This is a genomic window from Streptomyces sp. A1136, assembly GCF_004795055.1.
Classification (GTDB): domain Bacteria; phylum Actinomycetota; class Actinomycetes; order Streptomycetales; family Streptomycetaceae; genus Streptomyces.
Genome location: NZ_SSBJ01000080.1, coordinates 1 through 16,982, shown reverse-complemented (window position 1 = coordinate 16,982; position 16,982 = coordinate 1). Strand labels below are relative to the sequence as shown.

Here is a 16,982-nt window from a genome sequence, read left to right as displayed (position 1 = left end):
AGTGCCGCACACCGTTGTACGGACCGTATGAGGGGCCCTCCCCCGCGGGGGAGGGGGACCCGCTCCCGACGGCCGGAGGCCGACGCAGCCGGGCGAAGCCCGGAAGGCCGCCCACGGCCGAACGGAGCGAGCACGGCATCCCGAAGGAGCCATGGCGGGCGCTGTGTCCAGTGCCGCACACCGTTGTACGGACCGTATGAGGGGCCCTCCCCCGCGGGGGAGGGGGACCCGCTCCCGACGGCCGGAGGCCGACGCAGCCGGGCGAAGCCCGGAAGGCCGCCCACGGCCGAACGGAGCGAGCACGGCATCCCGAAGGAGCCATGGCGGGCGCTGTGTCCAGTGCCGCACACCGTTGTACGGACCGTATGAGGCCCCCTCCCCCGCGGGGGAGGGGGCCTCGGCGGCGGGTTATACGGTCAGGGAGCGGTCCGTCGGCTTGACCGGGTACGGGAGGGCGCTGGCTCCGGTCAGGAAGCGGTCCACGCCGCGGGCGGCCGAGCGGCCTTCCGCGATGGCCCACACGATCAGCGACTGGCCGCGGCCCGCGTCGCCGGCGACGAAGACACCGTCCACGTTGGTCGCGTAGGAGGCGTCCCGGGCGACGTTGCCCCGGGCGTCCAGTTCCAGGCCGAACTGGTCCACCAGGCCGTTGGCCTGGTCGGTGCCCGTGAAGCCCATCGCGAGGGTTACCAGTTGCGCGGGGAGGACGCGCTCGGTTCCCTCCTTCCGGACCAGCTTGCCGTCCACGAACTCCACCTCGATCAGGTGCAGCGCCTGGACGTTGCCGTCCTCGTCGCCCTCGAAGTGGGTGGTGGACACGGAGTAGATCCGCTCGCCGCCCTCCTCGTGGGCCGAGGTGACCTTGTACAGCATGGGGAAGGTCGGCCAGGGCTGCCCGGCGGGGCGGTCCTCGGACGGCTTCGGCATGATCTCCAGCTGGGTGACCGACAGGGCGCCCTGGCGGTGGGCGGTGCCCACGCAGTCCGCGCCCGTGTCGCCGCCGCCGATGACGACCACGTGCTTGCCCTCGGCGGTGATGGGGGGCGCCACGAAGTCGCCCTCCTGCACCTTGTTGGCGAGCGGCAGGTACTCCATCGCGAAGTGGACGCCCTTGAGGTCGCGCCCCGGGACCGGCAAGTCGCGGGAGACGGTGGCGCCCGCCGCGATGACGACCGCGTCGTAGCGCTTGCGCAGCTTCGCGGCGTCGATGTCGCGGCCGATCTCCACGCCGGTGCGGAACTTGGTGCCCTCCGCGCGCATCTGCTCGATGCGGCGGTTGATGTGCACCTTCTCCATCTTGAACTCGGGGATGCCGTAGCGCAGCAGGCCGCCGATGCGGTCCGCGCGCTCGTACACCGCCACGGTGTGACCGGCCCGCGTCAGCTGCTGGGCGGCGGCCAGTCCGGCCGGGCCCGAGCCGATGACGGCGACGGTCTTGCCGGAGAGGCGCTCCGGGGGCTGCGGGGTGACGTCGCCGTTGTCCCACGCCTTGTCGATGATCGAGACTTCGACGTTCTTGATGGTGACGGCGGGCTGGTTGATGCCGAGCACGCACGCCGACTCACAGGGCGCGGGGCAGAGCCGGCCCGTGAACTCCGGGAAGTTGTTCGTGGCGTGCAGGCGCTCGGAGGCGGCCGTCCAGTCCTCGCGGTAGGCGAAGTCGTTCCACTCGGGGATCAGGTTCCCGAGCGGGCAGCCGTTGTGACAGAACGGGATGCCGCAGTCCATGCAGCGGCCGGCCTGCTTGCTGATGATCGGCAGCAGGGAGCCGGGGACGTAGACCTCGTTCCAGTCCTGGACGCGTTCGGCGACGGGACGGGTACAGGCGGTCTCGCGCGGGGTGGTGAGGAAGCCCTTCGGGTCAGCCATGGGTCGCCGCCTCCATCATCTTCTCAGTGGTCTCGGACTCGGAGAGTCCGGCCCGCTCAGCGGCGTCCTTGGCGGCGAGCACTGCCTTGTACGTGGTCGGGATGATCTTGCTGAAGCGGTCCGCCGACACGGACCAGTCAGCCAGGAGCTTCGCGGCCACGGTCGAGCCGGTCTCCTCCTCGTGGCGGCGCACCACATCGTGCAGCCACTGCTTGTCGGCGTCCGAGAGGGCCTCGACGGCCTCCGTGTTGCCGACGTTGACGTTGCGCGGGTCGAGGTCGACGACGTAGGCGACGCCACCCGACATGCCGGCCGCGAAGTTGCGGCCCGTCTCGCCGAGGACGACGGCGCTGCCGCCGGTCATGTACTCGCAGCCGTGGTCGCCCACGCCCTCCGAGACGACCAGGGCGCCGGAGTTGCGGACGCAGAAGCGTTCGCCGGTGCGGCCGCGCAGGAACATCTCGCCGCCGGTGGCCCCGTAGCCGATGGTGTTGCCGGCGATGGTGGAGTACTCGGCCAGGTGGTCGGCGCCGCGGTCGGGGCGGACCACGATCCGGCCGCCCGACAGGCCCTTGCCGACGTAGTCGTTGGCGTCGCCCTCCAGGCGCAGGGTGACGCCCTTCGGCAGGAAGGCGCCGAAGGACTGGCCCGCGGAACCGGTGAAGGTCAGGTCGATGGTGTTGTCGGGCAGGCCCGCGCCACCGAACTTCTTGGTGACCTCGTGGCCGAGCATGGTGCCGACGGTCCGGTTGATGTTCCGGATCGCGACCTGGGCCCGGACCGGCTGGGCCTGCTCGGCGCTCTCGGCGCCCAGGGCCTCGGCGGCGATCTCGATCAGCTCGTTGTCGAGGGCCTTCTCCAGCCCGTGGTCCTGCTCGATCAGGGCGTGGCGGACCGCGCCCTCGGGCAGCTCGGGCACGTGGAAGAGCGGCTCCAGGTCGAGGCCCTGCGCCTTCCAGTGCGTGACGGCCTGGCTGGTGTCGAGCAGCTCGGCGTGGCCGACGGCCTCCTCGATCGAGCGGAAGCCCAGCTCGGCGAGGAGCTCGCGGACCTCCTCCGCGATGAACTCGAAGAAGTTGACGACGAACTCGGGCTTGCCGGAGAAACGGTCGCGCAGGACCGGGTTCTGCGTGGCGATGCCGACGGGGCAGGTGTCCAGGTGGCAGACGCGCATCATGACGCAGCCGGAGACGACGAGGGGGGCGGTGGCGAAACCGAACTCCTCGGCGCCGAGCAGCGCGGCGATGATCACGTCCCGGCCGGTCTTGAGCTGGCCGTCCGTCTGGACCACGATGCGGTCGCGCAGCCCGTTGAGCAGCAGGGTCTGCTGGGTCTCGGCGAGGCCGAGCTCCCAGGGGCCGCCCGCGTGCTTGAGCGAGGTCAGCGGGGAGGCGCCCGTTCCGCCGTCGTGGCCGGAGATGAGGACGACGTCCGCGTGGGCCTTGGAGACACCGGCGGCGACGGTGCCGACACCGACCTCGGACACCAGCTTCACGTGGATGCGGGCGGCCGGGTTGGCGTTCTTGAGGTCGTGGATCAGCTGGGCCAGGTCCTCGATGGAGTAGATGTCGTGGTGCGGCGGCGGGGAGATCAGACCGACACCCGGGGTGGAGTGCCGGGTCTTGGCGACCCACGGGTAGACCTTGTGGCCGGGCAGCTGGCCGCCCTCACCGGGCTTGGCGCCCTGCGCCATCTTGATCTGGATGTCGTCCGCGTTGACCAGGTACTCGCTGGTGACACCGAAGCGGCCGGAGGCGACCTGCTTGATGGAGGAGCGACGCGCCGGGTCGTACAGGCGGTCCGGGTCCTCGCCGCCCTCGCCCGTGTTGGACTTGGCGCCCAACTGGTTCATGGCGACGGCGAGCGTCTCGTGCGCCTCCTTGGAGATGGAGCCGTACGACATCGCGCCGGTGGAGAAGCGCTTGACGATGTCCGCGACCGACTCGACCTCGTCCACGGGGATGGACGGGCGGTCGCTCTTGCCGTTCCCACTCGTCTTGATGGCGAACAGGCCGCGCAGCGTCATCAGCCGCTCGGACTGCTCGTTCACCCGCTCCGTGTACTGCTTGAAGATGTCGTAGCGGCGGTTGCGGGTGGCGTGCTGGAGACGGAAGACCGTCTCCGGGTCGAACAGGTGCGGCTCGCCCTCCCGGCGCCACTGGTACTCGCCGCCGATCTCCAGCGCGCGGTGCGTGGCCGCGATGCCGGTGGCCGGGTACGCCTTGGCGTGGCGCGCGGCCACCTCCTTGGCGATGACGTCCAGGCCGGCGCCGCCGATCTTGGTGGCGGTGCCGTTGAAGTACGTGCCGACGAACTCCTCGTTCAGGCCGACGGCCTCGAAGACCTGGGCTCCGCGGTAGGAGGCGACGGTGGAGATGCCCATCTTCGACATGACCTTCAGGACGCCCTTGCCGAGCGCGTAGATCAGGTTCTTGATGGCCTGCTCCGGCTCCAGGCCGGACAGGAAGGTGCCCGCGCGCAGCAGGTCCTCGACGGACTCCATGGCGAGGTACGGGTTGACCGCGGCGGCGCCGTAGCCGATCAGGAGCGCGACGTGGTGGACCTCGCGGACGTCACCGGCCTCGACCAGCAGGCCCACCTGGGTGCGCTGCTTGGTGGCGATGAGGTGGTGGTGCACGGCGGAGGTGAGCAGCAGCGACGGGATCGGCGCGTGCTCGGCGTCCGAGTGGCGGTCCGACAGGACGATCAGTCGGGCGCCGTTCTCGATGGCGGCGTCCGCCTCCGCGCGGATCTCCTCGATCCGGGCGGCGAGCGCCTCGCCGCCACCGGAGACCCGGTAGAGGCCTGAGAGGGTCGCGGCCTTCATGCCCGGCATGTCGCCGTCGGCGTTGACGTGGATGAGCTTGGCCAGCTCGTCGTTGTCGATGACGGGGAAGGGCAGGGTCACGCTGCGGCAGGACGCGGAGGTCGGCTCCAGCAGGTTGCCCTGCGGGCCCAGCGAGGACAGCAGCGAGGTGACGAGCTCCTCGCGGATGGCGTCCAGCGGCGGGTTGGTGACCTGCGCGAACAGCTGCGTGAAGTAGTCGAAGAGCAGCCGGGGGCGCTCGGACAGGGCCGCGATCGGGGAGTCCGTGCCCATGGACCCGAGAGGCTCGCCGCCGGTACGGGCCATGGGCGCGAGGATGACGCGCAGCTCTTCCTCGGTGTAGCCGAAGGTCTGCTGGCGGCGGGTGACCGAGGCGTGGGTGTGCACGATGTGCTCGCGCTCGGGCAGGTCCGTCAGCTCGATCTCACCGGTCTCCAGCCACTCCGCGTACGGCGCGGCGGCGGCCAGCTCGGCCTTGATCTCGTCGTCCTCGACGATGCGGTGCTGGGCGGTGTCGACGAGGAACATCTTGCCGGGCTGCAGGCGGCCCTTGCGGACTACCTTCGCCGGGTCGATGTCGAGGACGCCGACCTCGGAGGACAGGACGACCAGGCCCTCGTCGGTGACCCAGTAGCGGCCGGGGCGCAGACCGTTGCGGTCGAGGACCGCGCCGACCTGGGTGCCGTCGGTGAAGGTGACGCAGGCCGGGCCGTCCCAGGGCTCCATCATCGTGGAGTGGTACTGGTAGAAGGCGCGCAGGGCCGGGTCCATGGAGGTGTGGTTCTCCCACGCCTCCGGGATCATCATCAGCACGCTGTGGGGCAGCGACCGGCCGCCGAGGTGGAGCAGTTCCAGGACCTCGTCGAAGGAGGCGGAGTCGGAGGCGTCGGGCGTACAGATGGGGAAGATGCGCTCCAGCGCGCCCTCGCCGAAGACGTCCGAGGCCAGCTGGGACTCGCGGGCCTTCATCCAGTTCCGGTTGCCCTTGACCGTGTTGATCTCGCCGTTGTGCGCGACGAAGCGGTACGGGTGGGCGAGCGGCCAGGACGGGAAGGTGTTGGTCGAGAAGCGGGAGTGGACCAGGGCGAGCGCCGACGCGAAGCGGCGGTCGGAGAGGTCCGGGAAGAAGGGCTCCAGCTGGCCGGTGGTCAGCATGCCCTTGTAGACGATGGTGCGGGCGGAGAGCGAGGGGAAGTAGACCCCGGCCTCGCGCTCGGCGCGCTTGCGCAGCACGAAAGCCTTGCGGTCGAGCGCGAGACCCGTGCTGTCACCGTCGGCCACGAAGACCTGGCGGAAGGCCGGCATGGTGGCGCGGGCGCCGTTGCCGAGCAGGTCAGGGGTGACCGGGACCTCGCGCCAGCCGAGGACCGTGAGGTTCTCCTCGGCCGCGATCGCCTCGATCTGTTCCACGGCGACGGCCTGTGCGGAGCCGTCGGCGGGGAGGAAGGCGATGCCGACGGCGTAGGCGCCGGCCTCGGGGAGATCGAAACCGGCCACCTCGCGCAGGAACGCGTCGGGGACCTGGGAGAGGATTCCGGCGCCGTCGCCCGAATCCGGCTCGGATCCGGTGGCGCCGCGGTGTTCGAGGTTCCGCAGTACGGTCAGCGCCTGCTCGACCAGTGCGTGGCCGGCCTCGCCGCTGAGGTTGGCCACAAAGCCGACGCCACAGGCGTCGTGCTCGTTGCGCGGGTCGTACATGCCCTGGGGGGCGGGGCGACCGTCCATGGGCGACCAGGCGGTGGTGCTGGGGCCGGTCGCGGAGTGCGTGGATGCGGAACGCATCGGCTCTCCCGTCGTCGTCGTGGCAAAGGTGCGTGCCGAGGGACGACGTTGGCCCTCTGCGAAATTTCGTGCAGGTTACATGATGACGGCGATCCCGCGAAGCGGATATCACGTTCCAGCATGCGGACACCCGGTGAGCGTGACGCAGGCAGAAGAAGAGGTCCCGGAGCCGGGAGGGGCTTCATCGCCCGGGGCTTCGTTGCCCGGGGCGTGGGCTTCATTGCCCTGAAGCTCCCCGCGGCTGAGCAGCCATGGGGAGCCCTGGTGTGATGCCCTGCGGTGATGTGCTCGAAACCGCTGGGTAATGATTAATTTATGCGGTGCTCTGCATAGTGTCTCACTCGTACGCCGGTCAGCCTACGACTCCGCCGATCCAGGTTCCCAGGATGTACGTCACACCGGCGGCTGCGCCACCCAGGACCAGCTGGCGTATCCCGCTGAACCACCAGGACCGGGCGGTGACCCGCGCGACGACCGCTCCGCAGGCGAAGAGACCCACCAGCGCCAGCAGCACGGCCGGCCACAGGGCGGTCGCGCCGAGCAGGTACGGCAGCAGGGGCAGCAGCGCGCCCAGCGCGAACGAGCCGAAGGACGACACGGCGGCGACCAGCGGCGACGGCAGGTCGTCGGGGTCGATGCCCAGCTCCTCGCGGGCGTGTATCTCCAGTGCCTGCTCCGGGTCGCGGGAGAGCTGCATCGCGACCTCGCGGGCGAGGGCGGGCTCTACACCGCGCGACACGTACAGCTCGGCCAGCTCCTCCATCTCGTCGATCGGGTGCTTGCGCAACTGCTGACGCTCGACGTCGAGTTCGGCGAGGACGAGCTCGCGCTGCGAGGCGACCGAGGTGTACTCGCCGGCGGCCATCGAGAAGGCACCGGCGGCCAGCCCGGCCAGGCCGGTGATGACGATGGTCTGCGGGGCCACCGCGCCGCCCGCCACACCGGTCATGAGGGCGAGGTTGGAGACGAGTCCGTCCATGGCACCGAAAACGGCCGGCCGCAGCCATCCGCCGTTGACGTCACGGTGGGTGTGGTTGTCGCGGTGGGCGGTGTGCAGTGGTGCTTCGGTGTCGATGATGGACATGCGCCGGATCTCCCCTATTAGAGCCTTGCCTAGCCTTTTCGTCCGAGCGGGTACGCGAAGGCGACGCGCAGGCGGCCACTCCCCCTGAACACCTCGAAACTACGCACGATTTCCTTCGGCCGCCAGCAAGGAAGGCCGTACTTACCTGGGGTTTCGTGGGTCGGCGACCGGGTGACGGCGGCGTTCGGGGGGTGTTTCGCGGCGAGCGACAAACCTCATCCCGTGGCACAAATCCCCCATGGGCTCATGATGAGTCCCATCAAGTGGAGAGGCGCGCGATGGAGCTGATTGCATGCGATCCGCAGATCCTCCTCGAACGGGCCAGGGGCGCGCTTCTGGGACTGGCGGTGGGTGACGCGCTGGGCGCCCCGGCGGAGAACATGAAGCCGTCTCAGATCCGGGCGAAGTGGGGGCGGATCGAGGGCTTCGTCTCCGACGATCCGGCGGGCACCGACGACACCGAATACGCGATCTTCTCCGGGCTGCTGTTGGCCCGGCACGGGTCGGCGCTCGCGGTCGCCCACGTGGAACGGGCCTGGCACCACTGGATCGCCGACCTGGACGAGGGGCCGTTCCGGGGCGCGGGCTTCTCGGAGCGCGGCACCCTGGAGAACCTCCGCCGGGGTCTGGCGGCGCCCATCTCGGCCCAGCACCGACACGCCTGGTCGGACGGGCTGGCCATGCGGGCGGCCCCGTTCGGGGTCTTCGCGGCGGGACGCCCGGCGGAGGCCGCGCGGCTGGTGGCGATCGACGGGTCGGTCAGCCACGACGGCGAGGGCATCTACGGCGGCCAGGCGGTGGCGGCCGGTGTCGCGGCGGCGATGGCGGGCGGGTCGCCGGCCTCGGTGGTCTCGGCGGCCCTGTCGGTGATCCCCTCGGACTCCTGGACGGCGCGCTCGCTGCGCCGGGCCGTGACGGCGGCCCCGCGCGGCGAACGGGCGGTGCGCTCGGCGGTGGTGATCGGCGGCTACCCGTGGACGGACCTGGCTCCGGAGGCGGTGGGCCTGGCGTTCGGGGCGTTCGCGGCGGCGCGCGGGGACTTCGTGGAGTCCGTCCTGACGGCGGTCAACATGGGGCGCGACGCGGACACCACGGCGGCGGTGGCGGGGGCGCTGTCGGGCGCGTTGTCGGGGGTGCGTCGCATCCCGGCGGGGTGGGCGTCGGTGATCGGTCCGGTCCGGGGCAGCTGCCTGCCCTCCATGCGGGGGTACCACGTGCTGGACATCGCGGACCTGCTCACGCCGGAAACCGAGCCCGCCGCATGACCCCGCCCCCGTACGACCCCGCCCCCGGCCCGGCCGACGCCGGCCGACCGGAACCCCCGCCCCCGCCGCCACCCGACCGACCGACGGACCGGGCCCCCACGCCGGGGGCACCCGAATCGGACCCCGCCCGACCCCTCACGCCCGACCGGCCCGTACCGGCGGACGCACACCACGCCCCGGACCCCGCCGAACCCCCGGCGGACCACCGGCCCGGACCCCGGGACCCGGCGCCGGTGGACCGCGCCGAGGAGCCGCCCGACGGCCTCTGGGTGCGGCTCGGCGGGACCGCTTTCGGCGGGCCGACCGACCCGTACCCCGCCGGGCCCGGCCGGGCAGGCCGGCAGGAATCCGGCGCCCAGACCCAGGCCCCGGACACCCCCTCCGACCCGACCCGCCCCGAAGCCCCTGCACCGGCCGCCACACCGGCCGCCACCCGGACGGCCCCCCAGGCCGAAACCGATTCCGGCACCCGGCCCGCCCACCTGCCCCACACCGGGCCCACGGACGGCCCACCCCCCGCAGGAACCCGAACCCGCCCCGACGCCCCCGAGGTCCAGGCAGCCGCCCGGACCGCCACCGACACGGAGAGCCGACCCGGCGGGGTCGAGGACCGGGCCGGCGGCGGAGCACCGGGCCGCACCGGGACCCGGACCGGCGGCGCGGGGGTTTCGGCCTCCGCCCCGGTCGGGACCCGGGGCGGAGGCCGGCGGATCGAGGGGTTGTTGCTCGGGCTCGCCGCGGGCGACGCCGCCGGGTGGCCCGCCGCCCGGCACCGGGCCAGCCGGATGCCGGAGTGGACCCGCCGTCTCACCCGCGAGCTCGACACCTTCGCCGAACAGAACGCGACCACCACCCTCCCCGTCCCCATCGCCCTCAACCAGCCCCCGGAACCCCTGCGCCTCGGCCCCTCCGACGACGCCGAATGGGCCGCCTTCGCCGCCGAGTCCGTCCTGACCGCCGCCGGTGTCCTGCTCAGCGACCTCTCCCGCTCCCGCCGGATGCGCGCCGCCATCGACCTGGCCTGGAACGCCCTGGCCAGCGAGGTCGCCGCCGCGGCCGAACGCGCCCCCGAGGTGGAGTCCGCGGTCCTTCCCCTGCGCGCCCGCATCTCCGTCCGCGCGGGCCTGGGCAACCTCGCCGCCGGCCTGCGACCGCCCGCCACCGGCCACGACAACCCCCACTACTTCGACGACGCCGCCTGCGTCCGTGCCTGCGTGCTCGCCGTCGTCCACCCCGGCGACCCCCGCGCGGCGGCGGACCTCGCCGAGTTCGACGCCCGCTACACCCAGGACGGCGACGGGGTCCACGGCGCCCGCGCCATGGCCGCCGCCGTCGCCACCGCCCTCGCCGGCGCGGGCACCGACGCCGCCGTCGACGCCGCCCTGGAGCAGCTCCCCGAGGCCACCGAGATCGGCCGCAACGCCCGCCACGCCGTCAAGCTCGCCCGTACCGACGACGGCGGCGGTGCCTTCGCCCTCGTCCCGCTCCTGGAACACCAGATCGTCGACCACGTCTACAGCTACGGGATCGCCGCCGCCGAAACCGTCCCCGTCGCGCTCGCCCTGGTCACCGCCGCCCGCGGCGACGTCGCCGAGGCCGTGCCCGCCGCCGCCTGCCTCTCCCGCGTGGCGGACTCCGCGCCCGCCCTCGCCGGGGCCCTCACCGGCGCCCTCGGCGGCGGCGACTGCCTCCCCGCCGCCTGGCGCGAGGCCTGCCGCACCCTCTCCGGCTGCGCCCTCCCCCACCTGGCCGGGACCGACCTGGTCGAGCTCGCCGCGCTCCTCGCCTGTACGGAACTCACCTCGCCCAAAGCCAACGCCACCCCCACACCCCAAGGGATGATTCGGACATGACGCTCACCCCGCTCTCGCTCGACGACCGGGCGGCCGGCTGCCTGGTCGGCGCGGCCGTCGGCGACGCCCTCGGCGGCCCGGTGGAGGGCTGGTCCCCGGACCGGATCGTCGAGCGGCACGGCGGCCGCGTGCACGGCATCGTCGGCCCCTGGTACGAGGACTGGCGCACCGCCCGGCCCATCGCGCCCTACCACAAGGGCGACGGGCACGTCACCGACGACACCCTGATGACCCACGCGCTGGTCCGGGTCTACGAGGCCGTACGCGACCACCTCGACGCCTACGCGGTCGCCGAGCACCTGGTCCCGGACCTCATGACGAACCCCCGCTGGATTCCGGAACTCGAAGCCGAGGCCCTGCCCCTCCAGCGGATCTTCCTCGCGGAGAAGTGGATCGTGACCCGGCTGCACTACGCGCACGCCGATCCGCGCGAGGCGGGCACCGGCAACATCGTCAACTGCGGGGCGGCGATGTACATGGCACCGGTCGGGCTGGTCAACGCGGGCCACCCCCGGGCCGCGTACGCGGAGGCGCTGGACGTCGCCGGGGCCCACCAGTCCTCGTACGGGCGGGAGGCGGCGGGCGTGTTCGCGGCGGCGGTGGCCGCGGCGTGCGTGCCGGGGGCGACGGCGGGCTCGGTGGTGGACACGGCCGTGTCCTTGGCGAAGGACGGCACCCGGGCGGCCATCGAGGCGGTCCGGGACGTGGCGCGCGGGTACCGGGACTTCGAGTCGGCGCTGGTCCCGCTAAGGGAGGCGGTCGCCCCGTACGACTCGGTCGGCCCCGACTACCGCGAGCCCTCGCTGGGGGCCCGGCGACCCTCGCGGCTGCACTCCATCGAGGAACTCCCCATCGCGCTCGGCATGTTGCTGGTCGCGGACGGGGCGTACGAGGGGGCGGTGCTCGGAGCCGTCAACTACGGGCGGGACTGCGACTCGACCGCCACGATGGCGGGGGCGCTGGCCGGGGCCCTGGGCGGTATCGCGGTCGTACCCGAGGCCTGGGCCAAGCAGGTCGCGGAGGCGAGCCGCCTCGACCTGCACGCCCCGGCGGCGGCGCTGGCCGCCGTGGCCCGGGAGGTCTTCAGCCGGGACCGGTCCCGACGCCGCGCCCACGAGGCGGCGTTCACCTCGATCGCGGGCCCCCGATGACGCGGCCCGCGCCCCTGCCCCGCCTCCGGCGCCCCGGCCCCACCTTCCGGACGGCGGTCACGACACCGCGCAGCGACCGACACCCACGAGGCGACCACCAGGAGTCCGTACGCCCGGCAGACGTCCGACCCCGCGACCGGACCGGGCACCCCACCCCCGACGCGGCGCCCCCGGCAACCGGACCCGAGCCGGTACGGAGCGACCACGACCGGACCGGACCGCGCGCGGGCGCCCGGGAGGACGGGTCCACGACGGCCGGACCCGCGAGCCCGCCACGCCTCCGGCGCCCTGGCCCCACCCGCCGGGCGACGGTCACGGCGATCGCGGAACGACGGTGAGGGGGCCCGGGCGGGCCGGGGCGGTCGAGCCGGGGCCGGCCCCGGCGGCAGGCACCCGACGCGGCTCGCCCACCGGCCCCGTACGGCTGACCTGGGTGCAGCCGGAGGATCTGGTCGGGCACGAGCTGCGGCAGGCGGAACAGGACGGCCGGGACGCGCGACCGCTGCTGCGCGTCTGGCTCGCGGCGGGCGGGCACCCGGCCCCGGACCGGGCCGGCGCCTCCCCGGTCCCGGCCGACCCCGAACTGCGCGCCCTGGCCGGCCGGCTCCTCGACGAACTCGCCGCTCTCCCCTCCCCCTCGGCCCCCGACGAGCCGGAGTCCTGGCAGGCCATCACCGCCACCTGGGCCGCCCCCGCCGACCCGGAGCCGATGGCGGGCACGACCGGCCTGACCGGCGGGCCGGGGCTCCGGGAACCGGACGGGCCGGCCGGCCGACCCCCGGGTCCGGCCCGGGCACCGCGCCCGCAGCGGGACGGGCAGCCGGGCCGCCCCGGCGCGTACCCGGGGCCGGCGCCGGAAGGCGGAGGGCGGCCCGGCCCGCAGGCCGGCCCCGGCGAGGCGGCGGCCCCCGACCGCGCCGTCCATCCCGCCGTCGACCCCGCGCTCGTGGCCCGGCTGGAGGCCGCGTGGGTCGGACGGACCGTCGGGTGCGTGCTCGGCAAGCCCGTCGAGAAGCTCCCCCTGGACGGCATCCGCGCCCTCGCCCGCGCCACCGGCAACTGGCCCCTCGACGACTGGTTCACCGCCCGCGGCGTCCCCGCCGAACTGCTCGCCGCGTACCCGTGGAACCGCCGCTCCGCCCCCACCTCCCTCGCGGAGAACATCGACGGCGCCCCCGAGGACGACGACCTCGATCACCCCCTCCTCGGCCTGCTCCTCCTCCAGCGGCACGGCAAGGGCTTCACCACCTCGGACGTCGGCCGCCTCTGGCTGGACGAGCTGCCGGCCGGCCGCGCGTTCACCGCCGAGCGCGTCGCGTACCGCAACCTCCTCCTCGGTCTGGAACCCCCGGCCACCGCCACCCACCACAACCCGTTCCGCGAGTGGATCGGCGCCCTCATCCGCGCCGACGTCCACGGCTGGACCCACCCCGGCGACCCGGCCGCCGCCGCGGCGCAGGCCTACCGCGACGCCGTCCTCACCCACACCGCGAACGGTGTCTACGCGGCCCTCTTCGTCGCCGCCGCCATCGCCGAGGCCGCCGGCGGCCGGACCGACGTCCACGGCGCGCTGCGCGCCGGACTGGCCGTCGTACCGCCCCGGTCACGGCTCGCCGCCGCCGTCCGCCACGCCGTCGACACCGCCGGGCGGCACACCGATTTCGACCGTGTGGTGGACGAGCTCCACGCCCGTCACGGCCACTACCACTGGGTCCATTCGATCCCCAACACGGCCCTCGTCGCCGCCGCCCTCACCCACGCCGACGGCGACTTCACCCACTCCGTGTGCCGCGCCGTGTCCGGCGGCTGGGACACCGACTCCAACGGCGCCACCGCCGGTTCCCTCGCCGCCCTCGTCGTCGGCGAGGTCCCGCACCGCTGGGCCGCGCCCCTGAAGAATCGCCTCTCCACCACCGTCGCCGGCTTCGACGGCGTCGGCTTCGACACCCTCGCCCACCTCACCGCACAGGAGGCAGCACGCCCATGACGGCCATCGCCGTGCTCGGCAGTACGAACATGGACCTCGTCGCCTACGTCCCCAAGGCCCCCCGGCTCGGCGAGACCGTCACCGGGACCGCCTTTCGCAGCGTCCCGGGCGGCAAGGGCGCCAACCAGGCGGTGGCCGCGGCCCGTTGCGGCGCCGAGGTGGTGATGATCGGGGCGGTGGGGGCCGACGGGTTCGGCGTGCGGCTGCGGTCCGCGCTCGCGGAGGCCGGGGTCGAGACGGCCGCCCTGCGCACCGTCGAGGGCGCCAGCGGCACCGCGCACATCACCGTCGACGGGGAGGGCGCGAACAGCATCATCGTCATCCCGGGTGCCAACGGCCTGGTCACCGGCCTGGAGGCGGGCGACGACTCCCGCATCGGCGCCGCCGACTGCCTGCTCCTCCAACTCGAACTCCCCCTGGAGGGCGTCCTCGCGGGGGCGCGGGCAGCCCGCTCCCACGGCGTACGGACCGTCCTCACCCCCGCCCCGGTCCAGCCACTGCCGCCCGAACTGCTCTCCCTCACCGACCTGTTGGTGCCCAACGAGCACGAGGCCGCCGCCCTCACCGGACTCACCGACCCGCGCGCGGCGGCCGAGGCGCTACTCCGGGACGTACCCGAAGTGGTGGTCACCCTCGGGGCGGCCGGAGTCCTCTACGCGGCCCGGGAGCGCGAGCCGCTGGCCGTGCCCGCACCCCACGTCCGGGCGGTGGACACCACGGCCGCCGGGGACACCTTCGTGGGAGCGCTCTGCGTGGCCCTCGGCGAGGGCCGCCCGATGCCGGAGGCCCTGCACTGGGCCTCGGCCGCCGCCGCGCTGTCCGTGCAGCGGCCCGGCGCCCAGGACTCGATGCCGACCCGCGCCGAAACCGACACCTTCGCGGCGGCCCGGTCATGACCGGCGGCGCGGCCCCGACCGGCGTCGCAACCGGGACCGGCGGGGCTGCCACGACCGGCCCGGCCGCCGTCACCGGCGGCGCCGCGCCGGCCACCGCTCCCCTCGCCGGGCTGCGCGTCCTCGACCTGGCGACCCTCTTCGCCGGACCCCTCGCCGCGACCCTGCTCGGCGACTTCGGCGCGGAGGTGGTCAAGGTCGAGCACCCGGTGCGCCCCGACCCCTCCCGCGGCCACGGCCCCGCCAAGGACGGCGTCGGCCTCTGGTGGAAGCTGCTCGGGCGGAACAAGCGGACGATGACCCTCGACCTGTCCACACCGGGCGGCCGCGACACCCTGTTGCGGCTGGCCGCCGGCGCCGACGTGGTCGTCGAGAACTTCCGCCCCGGCACCCTGGAGAGGTGGGGGCTCGGTTGGCCGGAGCTGTCCGCCGCCAACCCGCGCCTGGTGCTGGCCCGCGTGACGGCTTTCGGCCAGCACGGCCCGTACTCCCGCCGTCCCGGTTTCGGCACCCTCGCCGAGGCCATGAGCGGCTTCGCGGCGATCACCGGGGAGCCGGACGGCCCGCCCGCGCTGCCGCCGTTCGGGCTCGCGGACTCGATCGCCGCGCTGACCACCGCGTACGCCGTGATGACGGCGCTGGCGGGCCGCGACCGCACGGGGCACGGGCAGGTGGTGGACCTGGCGATCATCGAGCCGATCCTCACGGTCCTGGGCCCGCACCCCCTCTGGTACGACCAGCTGGGCTACGTCCAGCCCCGCACCGGCAACCGCTCCACCAACAACGCGCCCCGCAACACCTACCGCAGCGCGGACGGCCGTTGGCTGGCGGTGTCCACCTCGGCCCAGTCCGTCGCGGAGCGCGTCATGCGCCTGGTCGGCCGGCCCGAACTGATCGCCGAGCCCTGGTTCGCGACCGGCTCCGGCCGGGCCGGCCACGCGCCCGTGCTCGACGAGGCGGTCGGGGACTGGATCGCCCGACACAAGGCCGACGAGGTGATCGCCGCCTTCGAGGAAGCCGAAGCTGCCGTGGCACCCGTCAACGACGTGCGCGACGTGATGGCCGATCCGCAGTACGCGGCACTCGGCACCCTCACCGAGGTCGACGACCCGGAGCTGGGACCGCTGCGCATGCAGAACGTCCTCTTCCGGCTGTCCGGGACGCCCGGCGCGATCCGCTGGGCGGGCCGTCCGCACGGCGCCGACACCGACGCCGTCCTCACCGAACTCGGTCTCACCAAGGCCGAGATCACCGCTCTCCGCAAGGAAGGGGCCCTGTGATCCTCAGCTGGTTGTACGCACCCGGTGACCGGCCCGAAGTGGTCTGGAAGGCCCTCCGCTCGGGGGCCGACGCCGTCATCGTGGACCTGGAGGACGCGGTCTCGCTCTCCCGCAAGGAGTACGCCCGCGCCGCGACCGCCGAACTGCTCACCGAGCGGCCGCCGGTCCCCGTCCACGTCCGGGTCAACGCACTGGACTCCCCCTGGGCGGGCGCCGACCTCACCGCGCTGACCGGTCTGCCGGGCCTGGCCGGCCTGCGCCTGCCCAAGATCTCCGCACCCGAGCAGATCACGGCGGTCGCCGACCGCACCGGCGGGGTGCCCCTGTACGCCCTGCTGGAGTCCGCGCTGGGCGTGGAGCGGGCCTACGAGATCGCCCGCGCCCACCCCTGCCTGCGCGGGCTGGCCCTCGGTGAGGCGGATCTGCGGGCCGACCTGGGCATCAGCTCCGAGGCGGGGTTGGACTGGCCGCGCTCGCGGGTGGTGGTCGCGGCCCGGGCCGCCGGGCTGGCCCCGCCCGCGCAGTCGGTGTTCCCCGACATCCGGGACCTGGAGGCGCTGGCCGTCTCCTGCGCCCGGGGGCGGTCGCTGGGCTTCCTGGGCCGGGCCGCGATCCACCCGCGCCAGCTCCCGGTGATCGAACGGGCCTACCTTCCCGGCCCGGACGAGGTCGCCGCCGCCGAACAGGTCATGGCCGCCGCCAGGCTCACCCCGGGCGCGGTGGCCCTGCCCGACGGGCGTTTCGTCGACCCGGCGGTGTTGGCGGGCGCGGAACGCGTGGTCGCCCTCGCGCGCCGCGATTCCCCGATCCCCTCCTGACGGCGCCCCGCCCGCCGGTACGCGAAGGGGGCGCCGCGCGGTCGCGCGGCGCCCCCTTCGCGTACCGGCGGGGCCGGATCAGAGCTTCTTGGCCTCGGGAGCTTCGGGAGTCGTCTCGGGAGCCGGCTCCGCGGCGGGCTCGGCGTCGCGCGGCACCTGCCCGGCGGAGGCGT

General features: G+C 74.0%; 10 protein-coding genes. 7 read left to right on the top strand and 3 right to left on the bottom strand.

The genetic code is table 11. The annotated features are described in order from the left end of the window. Positions 1-408: 408 nt before the first annotated feature. The 3 genes from E6R62_RS36915 to E6R62_RS36905 all read right to left on the bottom strand — a co-directional run bounded on the left by E6R62_RS36915 (position 409) and on the right by E6R62_RS36905 (position 7,562). A complete protein-coding gene (locus E6R62_RS36915; protein ID WP_136217823.1) occupies positions 409-1,869 on the bottom strand; it encodes a glutamate synthase subunit beta in 1,461 nt (486 codons plus the stop codon). Beyond that, entirely contained in the window at positions 1,862-6,421 is a 4,560-nt protein-coding gene (gene gltB / locus E6R62_RS36910; protein WP_206308963.1) for a glutamate synthase large subunit, read from the bottom strand. The genes E6R62_RS36915 and gltB overlap by 8 nt, the downstream gene beginning before the upstream one ends. A 409-nt stretch (positions 6,422-6,830) precedes the next feature. Then, complete coding sequence (locus E6R62_RS36905) at positions 6,831-7,562, bottom strand: VIT1/CCC1 transporter family protein (protein ID WP_136217821.1); 732 nt, start codon at positions 7,560-7,562, stop codon at positions 6,831-6,833. A 278-nt stretch (positions 7,563-7,840) separates the two neighbouring features. Here E6R62_RS36905 and E6R62_RS36900 point away from each other — a divergent pair, with 278 nt between their 5' ends. The 7 genes from E6R62_RS36900 to E6R62_RS36870 all read left to right on the top strand — a co-directional run bounded on the left by E6R62_RS36900 (position 7,841) and on the right by E6R62_RS36870 (position 16,809). After that, positions 7,841-8,827 carry an ADP-ribosylglycohydrolase family protein gene (locus tag E6R62_RS36900; protein WP_136217820.1) on the top strand — a complete coding sequence of 329 codons (987 nt, stop codon included), beginning with the start codon at positions 7,841-7,843 and terminating at the stop codon, positions 8,825-8,827. 482 nt (positions 8,828-9,309) lie between these two features. Continuing rightward, complete coding sequence (locus E6R62_RS36895) at positions 9,310-10,680, top strand: ADP-ribosylglycohydrolase family protein (RefSeq protein WP_240802121.1); 1,371 nt, start codon at positions 9,310-9,312, stop codon at positions 10,678-10,680. Further along, a complete protein-coding gene (locus tag E6R62_RS36890; RefSeq protein ID WP_136217819.1) occupies positions 10,677-11,831 on the top strand; it encodes an ADP-ribosylglycohydrolase family protein in 1,155 nt (384 codons plus the stop codon). Before E6R62_RS36895 ends, E6R62_RS36890 begins: the two co-directional genes overlap by 4 nt. Before the next feature lie 433 nt (positions 11,832-12,264). After that, positions 12,265-13,818 carry an ADP-ribosylglycohydrolase family protein gene (locus E6R62_RS36885; protein ID WP_136217824.1) on the top strand — a complete coding sequence of 518 codons (1,554 nt, stop codon included), beginning with the start codon at positions 12,265-12,267 and terminating at the stop codon, positions 13,816-13,818. After that, positions 13,815-14,714, top strand: coding sequence for a ribokinase (gene rbsK / locus E6R62_RS36880; RefSeq protein WP_136217818.1), 900 nt, complete (start codon positions 13,815-13,817; stop codon positions 14,712-14,714). The genes E6R62_RS36885 and rbsK overlap by 4 nt, the downstream gene beginning before the upstream one ends. Beyond that, on the top strand, positions 14,711-15,991 hold the full coding sequence (locus E6R62_RS36875; RefSeq protein WP_136217817.1) for a CaiB/BaiF CoA-transferase family protein: 1,281 nt from the start codon (positions 14,711-14,713) through the stop codon (positions 15,989-15,991). The genes rbsK and E6R62_RS36875 overlap by 4 nt, the downstream gene beginning before the upstream one ends. Further along, positions 15,988-16,809: a CoA ester lyase gene (locus E6R62_RS36870; RefSeq protein ID WP_136217816.1), complete on the top strand. Its 822-nt coding sequence runs from the start codon at positions 15,988-15,990 to the stop codon at positions 16,807-16,809. The genes E6R62_RS36875 and E6R62_RS36870 overlap by 4 nt, the downstream gene beginning before the upstream one ends. Positions 16,810-16,982 lie beyond the last annotated feature (173 nt).